This is a genomic window from Amycolatopsis sp. NPDC048633, assembly GCF_040650695.1.
Classification (GTDB): domain Bacteria; phylum Actinomycetota; class Actinomycetes; order Mycobacteriales; family Pseudonocardiaceae; genus Amycolatopsis.
Genome location: NZ_JBEZHS010000040.1, coordinates 12,851 through 25,922 on the forward strand (window position 1 = coordinate 12,851; position 13,072 = coordinate 25,922).

General features: G+C 70.8%; 14 protein-coding genes. 6 read left to right on the forward strand and 8 right to left on the reverse strand.

Features of this window, described 5'->3' with window-relative positions; all coding sequences use genetic code 11:
• Position 1 precedes the first annotated feature (1 nt).
• Entirely contained in the window at positions 2-535 is a 534-nt protein-coding gene (locus AB0C38_RS42225; protein ID WP_360684581.1) for a YciI family protein, read from the forward strand.
• 174 nt (positions 536-709) lie between these two features.
• Here AB0C38_RS42225 and AB0C38_RS42230 read toward each other — a convergent pair whose 3' ends face one another.
• Positions 710-1,465: an alpha/beta fold hydrolase gene (locus AB0C38_RS42230; protein ID WP_360684584.1), complete on the reverse strand. Its 756-nt coding sequence runs from the start codon at positions 1,463-1,465 to the stop codon at positions 710-712.
• A gap of 57 nt (positions 1,466-1,522) precedes the next feature.
• Here AB0C38_RS42230 and AB0C38_RS42235 point away from each other — a divergent pair, with 57 nt between their 5' ends.
• Both AB0C38_RS42235 and AB0C38_RS42240 read left to right on the forward strand, forming a co-directional pair.
• Positions 1,523-4,648: a GH92 family glycosyl hydrolase gene (locus AB0C38_RS42235; RefSeq protein WP_360684586.1), complete on the forward strand. Its 3,126-nt coding sequence runs from the start codon at positions 1,523-1,525 to the stop codon at positions 4,646-4,648.
• Complete coding sequence (locus tag AB0C38_RS42240; protein ID WP_360684589.1) at positions 4,645-6,732, forward strand: FUSC family protein; 2,088 nt, start codon at positions 4,645-4,647, stop codon at positions 6,730-6,732. The genes AB0C38_RS42235 and AB0C38_RS42240 overlap by 4 nt, the downstream gene beginning before the upstream one ends.
• Before the next feature lie 54 nt (positions 6,733-6,786).
• Here AB0C38_RS42240 and AB0C38_RS42245 read toward each other — a convergent pair whose 3' ends face one another.
• The 4 genes from AB0C38_RS42245 to AB0C38_RS42260 form a co-directional block, all read right to left on the reverse strand.
• Positions 6,787-7,416 carry a DUF4360 domain-containing protein gene (locus AB0C38_RS42245; RefSeq protein WP_360684592.1) on the reverse strand — a complete coding sequence of 210 codons (630 nt, stop codon included), beginning with the start codon at positions 7,414-7,416 and terminating at the stop codon, positions 6,787-6,789.
• Positions 7,417-7,657: 241 nt separating this feature from the next.
• Positions 7,658-8,512, reverse strand: a complete 855-nt coding sequence (locus AB0C38_RS42250; RefSeq protein WP_360684595.1) for a TIGR03560 family F420-dependent LLM class oxidoreductase — start codon at positions 8,510-8,512, stop codon at positions 7,658-7,660.
• A gap of 2 nt (positions 8,513-8,514) precedes the next feature.
• Entirely contained in the window at positions 8,515-8,883 is a 369-nt protein-coding gene (locus AB0C38_RS42255) for a VOC family protein (RefSeq protein ID WP_360684598.1), read from the reverse strand.
• The gene (locus AB0C38_RS42260) at positions 8,880-9,284 is read right to left on the reverse strand and encodes a nuclear transport factor 2 family protein (RefSeq protein WP_360684601.1); all 405 of its coding nucleotides are present in this window, start codon (positions 9,282-9,284) and stop codon (positions 8,880-8,882) included. The genes AB0C38_RS42255 and AB0C38_RS42260 overlap by 4 nt, the downstream gene beginning before the upstream one ends.
• A 97-nt stretch (positions 9,285-9,381) precedes the next feature.
• On the opposite strand from AB0C38_RS42260, the gene AB0C38_RS42265 reads away from it, so the two are divergent.
• Together AB0C38_RS42265 and AB0C38_RS42270 are read left to right on the forward strand one after the other, a co-directional pair.
• Positions 9,382-9,813: a MarR family winged helix-turn-helix transcriptional regulator gene (locus AB0C38_RS42265; protein ID WP_360684604.1), complete on the forward strand. Its 432-nt coding sequence runs from the start codon at positions 9,382-9,384 to the stop codon at positions 9,811-9,813.
• A gap of 98 nt (positions 9,814-9,911) precedes the next feature.
• Positions 9,912-10,892, forward strand: coding sequence for a malate dehydrogenase (locus tag AB0C38_RS42270; RefSeq protein WP_360684606.1), 981 nt, complete (start codon positions 9,912-9,914; stop codon positions 10,890-10,892).
• A gap of 58 nt (positions 10,893-10,950) precedes the next feature.
• Here the strand turns inward: AB0C38_RS42270 and AB0C38_RS42275 are convergent, their stop codons facing one another.
• The 3 genes from AB0C38_RS42275 to AB0C38_RS42285 are packed head-to-tail and all read right to left on the reverse strand — an operon-like array spanning position 10,951 to position 12,343.
• Positions 10,951-11,532 (reverse strand): dihydrofolate reductase family protein, encoded by a 582-nt coding sequence (locus tag AB0C38_RS42275; RefSeq protein ID WP_360684609.1) that lies wholly within the window; start codon positions 11,530-11,532, stop codon positions 10,951-10,953.
• Positions 11,529-11,999, reverse strand: a complete 471-nt coding sequence (locus tag AB0C38_RS42280) for an SRPBCC domain-containing protein (protein ID WP_360684612.1) — start codon at positions 11,997-11,999, stop codon at positions 11,529-11,531. The genes AB0C38_RS42275 and AB0C38_RS42280 overlap by 4 nt, the downstream gene beginning before the upstream one ends.
• A gap of 2 nt (positions 12,000-12,001) precedes the next feature.
• Positions 12,002-12,343, reverse strand: coding sequence for a helix-turn-helix domain-containing protein (locus tag AB0C38_RS42285; protein WP_360684616.1), 342 nt, complete (start codon positions 12,341-12,343; stop codon positions 12,002-12,004).
• Between the two features lie 121 nt (positions 12,344-12,464).
• Between AB0C38_RS42285 and AB0C38_RS42290 the strand changes: the two genes are divergently transcribed.
• Positions 12,465-13,043, forward strand: a complete 579-nt coding sequence (locus tag AB0C38_RS42290; RefSeq protein WP_360684618.1) for an ATP-dependent Clp protease proteolytic subunit — start codon at positions 12,465-12,467, stop codon at positions 13,041-13,043.
• Positions 13,044-13,072 lie beyond the last annotated feature (29 nt).

Here is a 13,072-nt window from a genome sequence, read left to right on the forward strand (position 1 = left end):
CGTGGAGTTCTTCTGCTACCACCGGGACCGGCCGGGCTCGATGGCGCTGCGCCAGGAGCTGGTGGCGGAGCACTGGTCCTACATGGACCGGTTCCCGCTGATCGCCCGCGGCCCGACGTTCGACGGCGAGACCCCCACCGGCAGCGTGCACATCGTGGACCTGCCGGATCCGGCCGCCGCGCGCGCTTTCGCGTTCGACGAGCCCGGCTACCAGGCCGGCGCGTACCGGGAGGTGCTGCTGCGCCGCTGGCGCAACGAGCTGGGGCGCACGATGTGGGACTTCCCGGGTGGCCGGACCGGCGGGAACCGGTACCTGGTCCTCGGGTTCGGTTCGGGTGAGCCGGTCGAGGTGGCGGGACCGCGCGACGAGCTGATCGCGTACGGGCCGTTGCTGTCGGACGACGGCGCGGCGTGGCTGGGGACGGCGGTGCTGGTGCGGGCGCCGGACGCTTCCGCTGCGCGGGCGGTGCTGACTCCGGGGCGGTACGACGGGGTCGAAGTGCACCGGTGGCAGTTCGGCGGCCGCCCGGCTTGAACCGGCTCCGTGATCGCCGGCCGATCGGCGGCGGGAATGCAGTGAATGACTCATTCCTGGCGCCGGAGGTGACCCGGGCGGTCGGCAACCGACCGAGCTGAGCCCGGCGGTTCACGCCCCGCGAGGGTCGGCTCGCGTGCCCAGGCAGTCGGTTCGCGTACCTGGAGGGTCGGATCACAGGCGGCGGAGGTTTGCCAACGTCGTGCACAGCGCCGGTGCGAAGGCGTCCACGTCGGACTCGAAGCCGTGGTGGCCGCCCGGGAAGCGGGCGTACGAGCACGCCAGGTGCTCGGCCTGGATCCGCGCCGACTGCTCCAGGCACGTGTCGCGGCTGGTCTCCCCCGCCGCCGTCACCACCGGGATGCCCGTGCGGCGGACCGCGTCGAGGTCCGGGGTGTGCATGACCACGGCCGGGAACTCGCGGGCCAGGAACAGTGCCGCGGCCGCCGGATCCGGGAAGTCGGCCGCGGTGAGACCGGCCAGGGCCAGCGCCTCGTCGAGGCCCTGGCGCTCGTGGGTGATCCGGACCTGCCGGGCCAGCGCCAGCCACTTCGGCGCGTCCGGCAGGAGGGTGATCGCCGGGGCCTCGTGGACCACCAGCTCGGTCACCGCGTCCGGGATCTGCGCGGCGAGCTCGAACGCGACCGAGCCGCCCGCGCACTGGCCGAACACCGCCGCCCGCGGATGGGCCGGGCGGGCGGCCCGGATGACCGCGGCCGCGTCCCGGGCCTGCTGTGCCATGTCGAAGTCGGGGCCCGGGCCGCGGCGGTCGTAGGTCAGCACCGCGTAGGCGCCGGCGAGCCGCCGCGCGAGCTCGGCGTACCGGGCGCGGTAGCCGCCGCGGCCGGCGATCAGCAGCAGGAGCGGGCCGGCACCGAGTAGCTCGTAACGCAGTTCGGCGCCCTCGTGCCGGACGATGTGCGTGCTCACCGGTACCTCCCCCCGCGTCGAGCACACGCTACGCCGTTCGGCCGATACGGTGGGCGCATGTCCGACGCCGTGTTCTCCTCTTCGTTCGAAACCGGTGACCCGCAGCCCGCGGACCCCGCGCTGACGGTCGACAGCGGCCCGGACCGCTCCCCCACGGCCAAGACCGGGGTCGGCTTCACCGGGGCCAAGGCCCTGCGCTACACCGACCGGCCGCGCAGCGTCCTGTTCGAGCTCGACGCGCCCGTCACCGGGCACACCGAGCTGTCCTATGTGGTCTTCCCGCGGTCCGATGGCGAGATCCCCGCCTACCACGCCACCTGGGTCAGCCTCGACGTCGAGTTCGCGGATGGCACGTCGGCCGGGTTCGAGCCCGAGGACGACAAGACGCTGTGGGTGGACCAGTGGAACCTCGTCCGCCGCCCGCTGGGGGTGTTCGCCGGGCGCCGGATCAGCCGGATCGTGCTGCGCACCGCGTCCCCCGGTGGCGAGATCACCGGCTGGATCGACGACGTCCGCGTCGCCGAACGGCCCGAGCGGCCCCGGGACCAGGTCGACTTCGTCCGCACGACCCGCGGCTCGCACTCCAGCGGCGACTACTCCCGCGGCAACAACTTCCCCGCGACGGCCGTGCCGCACGGGTTCAACTTCTGGACCCCGGTCACCGACGCCGGCGTCACCAACTGGATCTACTCCTACCACCGCCACAACGACGCGGAGAACCGCCCGGCGCTGCAGGCGCTGGCGTTGAGCCACCAGCCGAGCCCGTGGATGGGCGACCGGCACACCTTCCACGTGATGCCCGGCACCGGCCCGGTCGAGCGCGACCGCCGCAAGCGCGCGCTGGCCTTCTCCCACGACGACGAGACGGACTCGCCGCACCACTACGGCGTCCGGTTCGCCAACGGCATGACCGCCGACCTCGCGCCGACGTCGCACGCCGCGATCATGCGGTTCACCTTCCCCGACAAGCACGGCTGGCTGCTGTTCGACAACACCGCCAACCGCGGCCGCCTCCGCCTGAACGCCGACACCGGCGTGATCAGCGGGTACACGACGGTCCGCAGCCGCTTGTCCGCCGGCGCGCGCCGGATGTTCGTCTACGGCGTGACCGACGCTCCGGCCACCCGCGGCGCCAAGGTCCACTGGCCCCCGTGGCGGCGCGTTTCGGGCTACTTCGAGTTCGACGGTCCCGACGCGACGCTGCGGATCGCGACGTCGCTGATCAGCCTCGCGCAGGCCAAGCGCACCCTCGAGCTGGAGATCCCCGCCGGGACGACGTTCGAGCAGGTGCGCGACGAGGCCCGTGCGCTCTGGCAGGAGCAGCTCGGCCGCGTCGAGGTCGAAGGCGCCACCGAGGACCAGCGGACGACGCTGTATTCCAACCTGTACCGGCTGTTCCTCTACCCGAACATCGCGCACGAGAACACGCCGAAGGGCATCCGGCACGCCAGCCCGGTGGCGACCCGGCGGTGGCCGAGCACCCGCCGGCGCACCGGCGCGAAGATCGTCGACGGCGAAATGTACGTCAACAACGGCTTCTGGGACACCTACCGCACCACCTGGCCCGCCTACGCGCTGCTCACCCCGGAGCGCTGCGGCCGGCTGGTCGACGGGTTCGTCCAGCAGTACCGCGAAGGCGGCTGGATCTCCCGTTGGTCCTCACCCGGCTACGCCGACCTGATGACCGGCACCAGCTCCGACGTCGCCTTCGCCGACGCCTACCTCAAGGGCGTCCGCGACTTCGACGTCGAGGCCGCCTACGACGCCGCCCTCAAGAACGCCACCGTCACCCCGCCGCACCGCGCGGTCGGCCGCAAGGGCCTCGACCGGTCGATCTTCCTCGGCTACACCCCGACTTCCGTCCACGAAGGACTGTCCTGGGCGCTCGAAGGCTGCATCAACGACTTCGGCCTCGCCAACCTCTCCGACGCGCTCGCCCGCGAGAGCGACGGGCCGCGGGCCCGGATGTACGCCGACTACGCCGCCTACTTCCGGGAACGCGCGAAGCACTACGTCCACCACTTCGACCCGAAGATCGGCTTCTTCCAGGGCCGCAACCGCGACGGCAGCCGCAAGTTCGGCCCCGAGGGCTACGACCCGGCCGCGTGGGGCGGCGACTTCGTCGAGACCAACGCCTGGAACACCGCTTTCACCGCGCCCCACGACGGCCCCGGGCTCGCGGCGCTGCACGGCGGCAACGCCGGTCTCGAAGCCAAGCTCGACGAGTTCTTCGCCACGCCGGAGACCGGCCGGCGGCCCGGCGCGTACGGCGGCCTGATCCACGAGATGACCGAAGCCCGCGACGTCCGCATGGGCCAGTACGGCCACTCCAACCAGCCCTCCCACCACATCCCGTACGTCTACAACCTCGCCGGCGCGCCCGCGAAGGCCCAGCGCGCCGTGCGCGAGGTGCTGCGGCGGCTCTACCTCGGCAGCGAGCTCGGCCAGGGCTACCCCGGCGACGAGGACAACGGCGAGATGTCCGCGTGGTGGGTGTTCAGCGCCCTGGGCTTCTACCCGCTGGCCGTCGGCAGCCCCCGCTACGCGATCGGGTCGCCGCTGTTCGAGAAGGCGACCGTGCACCTGGGCGAGGGCAAAACGCTCGTGGTCCGTGCGCCCGGCAACACCGACGAGACCGTGTACGTCCGCGGGCTGACCGTCGACGGCGAACCGCACGACGCGACGAGCATCGCCCACGCCACCCTCGCCGGCGGCGCCGAGCTGGTCTTCGACCTCACCACCGAGCCCACCGGATGGGGCGCCCCGCCGCCGCCCGCCGAACAGCCGGACCCGATCTCCGACCTCACCGGCACCGCCACCAGCGAAGACGCCAAGAACCTCGGTGCGCTCTTCGACGACACCACCCGCACCCAGGTCACCTTCCGCGGCGCGACCCCGGCGATCGAGTTCACGGTCACCGGCGAACCCCGCGAGGTCACGATGTACACGCTCACCTCCGGCGCCGGCGGCGGCGACCCCAGCGCGTGGGTCCTCGAAGGCTCCGACGACGGCACCGACTGGACCACCCTGGACGAACGCACCGGCGAGCTGTTCCGCTGGCGCCGCCAGACCCGCCCGTTCGCGCTCGCCACCCCGGCCGCACACCCGCACTACCGGCTGCGGATCACCGCCACCCGCGGCCGCCGCGCCACCCTCGCCCAGTGGGAGCTGCTCGCCCGATGAACCACTTCCGCACCGCCGCGCTCGACCGGCTGGCGGCGGCCGACCCCGGCCTCGTCCGGCTGCGGCTGGCCGGGTCCGCGGTCCTCGGCATCGTCCTCGCCGTCGGCGCGCTGCTGCCCACGCACGTCCCGCTCACCGTGATGCTGGTCGGCGCCGTCGCCGCGATGATGACGGCGTTCACCGTCAACGACCCGGCACCCGGCGGCCAGGCCGTCACGCTCGTGCTGGCGTTCCTCACCGGGGCGGCGTCGATCACCGTCGCCAGCCTCGGCTCGGCCCTGCCGCCGATGGACAGCGTCGTGTTCGTCCTGCTGATCTTCGTCGCCGTCTACGCCCAGCGCTTCGGCCCCCGCGGCACCGCGCTCGGCTCGATCGGGTTCTTCCTGTTCTTCTTCCCGATGTTCCTGCAGGCCCACCTCGCGCAGGTCCCGCAGCTGCTGATGGCGCTCGGCGTCGGCGTGCTCGCCAACGCCGTCGTCCGGTTCGTCCTGCTGCGCCGCAACGCCGAGGCCGAGTTCCTCCGGGTCCGCCGAGCCTTCCGCGCCCGCCTCGCCGCGGTCGTCCGCGCCACCGAGGCGTACCTGGCGGTGGGGGGCAGCGAACGCACCCGCAAGCAGCTCCGCTCGGCGATCAACCGCCTCCACGAGTGCGTGCTGCTCATCGAGGACGCCGCCCCCGACGTCGTCGACGCCCGCGCCGCCGACCGCCTGCGCCGCCGCGCGATCGAGGTCGAGCTCGCCGTCCAGTGGCTGGTCAGCACCGTCCAGCGCACCTGCTCCGACGAGCTCAGCCCCGAGGTCCGCGACGACCTCATCGCCCGGCTCGCCCGCTTCCGCGCCCTCATGGAACGCGACCCGCGCGAGCTGCCGCTGATCAGCCAGACCGGCGAGTACAGCCGCATGCTCGTCGAGGGCAGCCGCATCGACGAACACGCGGCCCCCGGTGACGGCGTCCGCAAGGCGCTGGCCGAGCTCGCGCTGGCCGACGACCGCGCCCAGCGCGCCGCGGCGCCCGAGTCCACTCCGGACTCGCCGGCCGACGAGGACGAGGACGAGCCGGCGCCGAAGTTCGCCTACGACAACCAGACCCGCAGCGCCATCCAGGCCGTCGTCGGCGGCGGGCTCGCCGTGCTCGGCGGCGAACTCGTCTCCCACCAGCGCTGGTACTGGGCCGTGCTCACGGTGTTCGTCGTGTTCATCGGCGCCTCCAGCGCCGGCGCCACCTTCGTCAAGGGCGTCCGCCGCCTCGGCGGCACCCTCATCGGCATCGTCGGCGGGGTCGTGCTCGCTCTCCTGGTCACCGGCAGCACCCCGGCCACGCTCGCGCTGATCCTGGTGTGCGTCTTCGGGATGGTCTACACCGCCCGCGTCTCCCAGGTGGTGATGGCGTTCTTCATCACCAGCATGCTCGGCCTGCTCTACAGCCTGCTCGGCACGTTCAGCCTCGAAGTGCTCTGGATCCGCGTCGCCGAAACCGCGGTCGGGGCCGCCGCGGGCATCCTCGCGGCCGTCGTCATCGTCCCCGTCCGCACCCGCGCGGTCATGCTCGACGACATCTCCGCCGTGCTCGACGAGCTGGCGGAGTTCCTCGAACACACCCGCGACCTGCTCGCCGGCGAGGAGAACGTCAACATCATCGAGCTCTCCCGCGACCTCGACCGCGCCGTCGAACAGGTCCGCACCACCATCGAGCCGCTGACCCACCCGGTCAACCTGCGCAGCGCCCGCCGCGACTACGGCTGGCACGTGCTCACCACGCTGGAGACCATCGCCTTCCGCGCCCGCCACGTCGCCGCCCGCGCCCAGCCCGGGCAGCTCGCCGGCGAGAACGCCGACCGCCTGCGCCAGTTCACCGGCCGGCTGCTGGCCAACATCGACGTCCTCCGCAAAGCACTCGACGCGCCGGGTGGCCCCACACCCGGCACGCTCGTGCGCGACGACGGCACCCCGGTGTCCGACCGCGTCGAGCAGGCCGAAACCCGGGCCGTCCTCTCCAGCCTCAGCCACCTCGACGAAGGCCTCGTCTCCCTCGGCCGCGTCTTCGACGTCCAGGCCACCGATCCCCGCGCCCCCGCGAAGAAGTGACCGCCGGGGCGGCACGGTGCCAAGCCGCGCCGCCCCGTTCCCACGGTGCTCCGATCAGGGACAGGACAACCACGCGAAGTGGTACGTGGTCGTGATGCTGCCGTCGGTCGAGTCCATCGTCACGTAGCTCGTCGTCTTCTTCGGATCCGACGTCCCGGCCGCGGCCCGCAATTCCGTGTTGATGTTCAGATTGCGTTCCTCACCGCACGGCTTGAACACGATCGCACCGACCTCCGTCGAATCGGTGAAATGCCAGTCGTCTTCGAACGGACCGGCCAGCGGATGCTGCATGAACGCCGTCGGAGAATTGCCCTGGAAATAGTAGTTGGCTCTTTCCAGGCCGGTCGCGCCACGTTCCAGATGGGCGAATCCGCGGTAGTCCGCCTGCGCGATTCCGTAGGTGAAGCCCTGCGGCACGTGCACCCGCAGGCCGATCTGGCAGTTCTTCCTGGCGTCCAGCGGGCCGGCGCCGACCCCGACCAGTGCCGTATAGGCGCTGTAGGTCACGGTGAACGCCGTGTTGTCCTGCGACACCGCCACCGCGGACGTGCCGAGCGGGCAGCCCGTGCCATTGGCGTTGACGACGTCGATGACAATTTTGTCGGGCGGCGGCGGAGTGTTCCACGCATGCGGGGTGACCACAGAGGACAGCGCCAGCACGGCAGCAACGACCACAGAAAGCATCGGAATCCTTCCCAATACATTCTCATTGGGTACAGGGGCGACGACCATGGTAGCGAAAGGATCATGGTCCGAAACCCCGCTGAACGGAGCAACGCGCAGTAGCTGTCCCGCCACGCGGTATACCGATAATTTCGAGCATCATTCCCGTGAATACGAATGGATTCGACCGGAAAACGATTTCGCGCCGCCGGACCGCTGCCCGCCGTCCGCGATCACCCCGCGACGTCCGGGCTTGATCGTTTCACTCCGCCAGCAGACCCGGGACCCGCCCCAGCGTCGCGACCCCCGCCGGCGACCACGGCCCCGCCGTGATCACGACCGCGTGGCCGATCCCCCACTCCGCGAACTCCCCGCACCGCCGCGCGAACGACTCCGCGGACTCACCGGGCTGCAGGCGCGTGCTGATCGTCTTCTCGATCTCCTCGTACGGCCGCCCGACGTCCTCGCAGTGGCGGGCGAGCACCGACAGCTTGTGGCGCACCGTCTTCCCGCCGTCCGGGATGTCGAACACGTTGCACGCGTCGGCGTACTGCGCCACCAGGCGCAGCGTCTTGCGCTCACCCGCCCCGCCGATCAGCACCTTCGGCCGGCGCACCGGCAGCGGGATCCCGATCGGACGGTCCAGGTGGTAGTGCTCGCCCTCGAACGCCGAGTCGTCCCCGGCCCACATCCGCAGCGCCAGCCGGATGGTCTCCTCCATCCGCTCGAAGCGCTCGCCCACCGGCGGGAAGGGCAGGCCCATCGCCCGCGCCTCGCCGTCGTGGTGCCCGGTGCCGATCCCGAACCGGGCCCGTCCGCCGGAGAGGACGTCGAGTGTCGTGACCGCCTTGACCAGCAGTGCGGGCGGCCGGAACGTCACCGCCGAGACCATCGTGCCCAGCCCGATCCGGCTGGTCCGCGCGGCCAGGAACCCCAGTGTCGTGTACGCCTCGAGCATGGCCGAATCCGGTGTGCTGTGCGGGTCGGCCTGCAGCAGGTGGTCGGCCACCCACAGCGTGTCCAGCCCGGCGTCGTCGGCCGCCACGGCGATGCTCGACAGCTCGCCGGTCAGCTTGTCCGGCCACGAGAAGTCCGTGACCCCGATGCTCAACCGCATGACTACCACCCCTTCGTGAGCAGTTCCAGGTGGTGGCCGTCCGGGTCCTCGAAGGAGACCCCGCGGCCGCCGTTCCCGTCGTCGACCTCGGCGGCCCGCTCGTGGAACGGGTCCGCCCAGTAGGTGATGCCGGCCCGCTCGATCCGCGCCATCGCGGCGTCGAAGTCGTCTTCGCCGACCAGGAACGCGTAGTGCTGGCTCGTCGCGCGGTCCACCCGCAGGTAGTCCAGCGTCACGCCGTTCGCGAGCCGGATCGGCAGGAACGGGCCGTCGACCGGCTCGGTCCGCAGGCCGAGGATCGCGGCGAGGAACTCCGCCGACTTCTCGCGATCGGTCACGCACACGATCGTGTGGTTCAGCTCGACGCTCATCGCGCGGCCCCCTCGGGCGCGAACGGCGGCGGGCCGCCGATCGGGCTCAGGTGGATGCCGGCCAGGCGCCAGCGGTCCTCGTCGCGGACCAGGACGTGCGTGGCGCGGAACCGGCCGTTCACCGGGTTGCCCTGGTGCTTCGCGACCTGGGCGTGCACGCCGATCGCGACGGCGGTGGTGCCGAAGTCACGGACCTCGACGTCGTCCCAGTCCAGCTTCTCGGTGACCAGCCCACCGCCGCTGTAGCGCTGCAGCCACTGGTCGCGGTCCAGGACGAAGCCGAGCGGGCCGACCAGGCGGAAGCCGTCGGCGGCCAGACCGGCCAGGACTTCGGTGTCCCCGCGTTCCTCCGCCGCGGCCCACACCCGGCCGAACTCGCGGACCTGCTCTTCGGTGCTCATCGCGTTCCCCTTCCGGTTCGATGAGCACAACGTTAGATGTCTAACCATTAGATGTCAAACGCTTAGATCCCTCGGTATCTGCGGTAGGATTCACCCCGTGCCAGCACCCGCCACCGCCCCCATCGGGGTCGTCCTCGCCCGCACCGCCAAGACCGCCGGCCGCGCCTTCGACCAGGCGCTCGCCGCCGCCGGCGGCTCCCAGCCCGTCTGGCAGATCCTCATCTCCCTCAAAACCAGACCCGTCGCCAACCAGCGCGAGCTCGCCGACGCCGTCGGCATCCAAGGCGCGACCCTCACCCACCACCTCAACGGCATGGAGACCACCGGCCTCGTCACCCGCCGCCGCGACCCGGACAACCGCCGCGTCCACCTGGTCACCCTCACCCCCGACGGCGAACAGCTCTTCCTCCGCCTCGCCTCCGCCGCCATCGCCCACGACGAACGCATGCGAAAAGGCCTCTCCGACGCCGAAATCGCCCAGCTCGCCGACCTCCTGCACCGCCTCGCCGGCAACGTCACCGACACCTGATCGATCCAGCGAGAGTGACTGGACGCACCCGACCCGCAACCACGAGGAGGGATAGGCTCCATGCACTAGCCAAAGTCGTCTCAAGCTGGAGAACCGCAATGACCCAAGCCCCTGTCAACGTGACCGTCACCGGCGCCGCCGGCCAGATCGGCTACGCGCTGCTCTTCCGCATCGCGTCCGGTCAGCTCCTCGGCCAGGACGTCCCGGTGAAGCTGCGGCTCCTCGAGATCCCGCAGGCGGTCAAGGCGGCCGAGGGCACCGCCATGGAGCTCGACGACGGCGCGTTCCCCCTCCTGGCCGGCATCGACATCTTCGACGACCCCAAGCAGGCCTTCGAAGGCACCAACATCGCCCTCCTCGTCGGCGCCCGCCCCCGCAGCAAGGGCATGGAGCGCGGCGACCTCCTCGAGGCCAACGGCGGCATCTTCAAGCCCCAGGGCGAAGCCATCAACGCCGGCGCCGCCGACGACATCAAGGTCCTCGTCGTCGGCAACCCCGCCAACACCAACGCCCTCATCGCCCGCTCGCACGCCCCCGACGTGCCGGCCGACCGCTTCACCGCGATGACCCGCCTCGACCACAACCGCGCGCTCGCCCAGCTCTCCAAGAAGCTCGGCGTCCCGGTCACCGAGCTCAAGAAGCTCGCCATCTGGGGCAACCACTCCGCCACCCAGTACCCCTCGGTCCAGCACGCCGAGGTCGGCGGCAAGAGCGTCGAGGTCGACCAGGCCTGGCTCGAGAGCGACTTCATCCCGACCGTCGCCAAGCGCGGCGCCGCCATCATCGAGGCCCGCGGCCTCTCCTCCGCCGCCTCCGCGGCCTCCGCCGCCATCGACCACGTCCACACCTGGGTCAACGGCACCCCGGACGGCGACTGGACCTCCGCCGGCGTCGTCTCCGACGGCTCCTACGGCGTCGCCGAAGGCATCATCTCGTCGTTCCCGGTCACCGCGAAGAACGGCAAGTACGAGATCGTCCAGGGCCTGGAGATCGACGACTTCTCCCGCGCCCGCATCGACGCCTCCGTCGCCGAGCTCGTCGAAGAGCGCGACACCGTGCAGAAGCTCGGCCTCATCTGAGCCTGACCACGACCGCGAGCGGGGCCACCGTCCACCTGGGACGGTGGCCCCGCTCGCGTCAAGCGGCCTTCAGCGGCCCGGCGACCTTGTAGGTGCTGAGCAGGACGCCCGACGGGGTCGGCGTCGTCCCGGCGAACTCGAACGTCTGCCCCGGAGTTCCCTCCGCGAACAGCCGTTTGCCCGTACCCACCAGCACCGGGTAGACGACCAGCACGACCTCGTCCGCGAGCCCGTGCTCGAGCAGCACCGACGTCAGCGTCGAGCTGCCCGTCACGACCAGCCCCGGACCGTCCTCCGCCTTGATCCGCCGGACACCCTCGACGAGGTCCGGTCCGACACCCTCGGCCGGACCCCAGCCGAGATCGTCGCCGCGATGGGTCACGACGTACTTCTTCGCCGCGTTGAGCCGGTCCGCCATCGGGAAACCCGACACCGTCGGCCAGAACCCCGAGAAGATGTCGTAGGTGCGACGACCGAGCAGCAGGTCGAACCGGTCACCGTGCGCGGACAGCATCATCTCCGCGCCGGCCGGGCTCCGGTACGGCCCGGTCCAGTCGGGGTACGGGAAGCCGTCCCCGTCGACGGAGTTCTGGATCACGCCGTCCAGCGAAACGTGTTCGATGATCTTGAGAATTCTCATCCGGCCAGCACCTCGTCCAGCTGGGGCATCGCGGCCCGCAGGCCTTCTTCCATGCCCGGGGTCGTCTGTTCCATGGCTTCCACACTCGAAAACCGGGTGACGCTGATCATCCGCGACCCCGTCGGCGTCGTCTCGAACGCGAACGTCATCGACATCGGCATGTCCTCGTCCTCGGCGTTGTCCTCACCGTCGTCCGCCTCGAACGAGTCGATCGGGTGCACCGCCGTGAACTTCCAGGCCCCGCTCCACTTCTCCCCGTCCGGCCCGGTCAGGAAGTACTCCGCGCGCCCACCGACCCGGAAGTCGTGGTGCGTGAAGGTCGCGGGCGCCGACGGCGGCCCCCAGAAGCGCTCGAGCTGCCGCGGATCGGCCCAGGCCTCCCACAGTCGTCGTTGCGGAACCGGGAAGTCGGCCACCAGCGTCAGGGTGAGCGCCTCGGGATCCTTCGTCACAGAGGTCACCGGCATCGTCAGTCTTCTTTCTCCAGTAGGACATCGTCGAGCTGTGCCACTCGCCGGCGCCAAACAGACTCGTAAAAATCGAGGAGCTCACTCGCCCGCCGGAGCCGCTCGCGGTCGGCCGCGACCAGCTGCTCACGGCCGTTCGCACGCTTCCGGATGAGACCCGCCCGCTGGAGCACGGCGACGTGCTTCTGCACGGCGGCGAAACTCATCTCGTAGTGCGCGGCGAGCTCGGACACGGACGGCGTTTCGGTGATCGACCGCGCCAGGATGTCGCGGCGCGTGCCGTCGGCCAAAGCGCGGAAGAGCTGGTTGAGCGACTCCTCGTCCTCTTCCTGAAGTACAACCATGTGGTTGTACGTTAGTGCGGCTCGACTAATACCGCAAGCTCGGGTTTCGCGGGCGGCGAACTCCGCACGCTCACAGCGAAACCACCGGCGGACCCGCGACCCCCGGCCCTACCGTCGGACCATGACCACACTCGCCCTACCCGAAATGCAAGTACCGAGCGCGGCACCCGAAGACTCGGTCTACCAGCAACTCCTGCGCGACCGCATCGTCTTCCTCGGCTCCGAGGTCAACGACGAGGTGGCCAACCGGATCATCGCCCAGCTCCTCCTGCTGGCCGCCGACGACCCCACGAAGGACATCACCTTCTACATCAACTCACCCGGCGGCTCGGTGACCGCCGGGATGGCCATCTACGACACGATGCAGCTCGTCAAACCGGACGTTTCGACCTACGGCCTCGGCTTCGTCGCCTCCATGGGCCAGTTCCTGCTCTCCTCCGGCAAGCCCGGCAAACGCCACCTGCTGCCGAACACCCGCATCGTCATGCACCAGCCCTCGGCCGGCATCAGCGGCGGCGCCACCGACATCGCCATCCAGGCCGAGGTGTTCGGCAAGATGAAACGCCACATCGCGGAGATCACCGCCCGCCAGACGGGCCAGACCGTCGAACGGATCACCACCGACGCCGACCGCGACCGCTGGTTCGACGCGGACGAAGCCCTCGCCTACGGGTTCGTCGACCACATCGTCACGAGCTGACGAACCCGCTGTGGGGCAGTTCCGGAGAA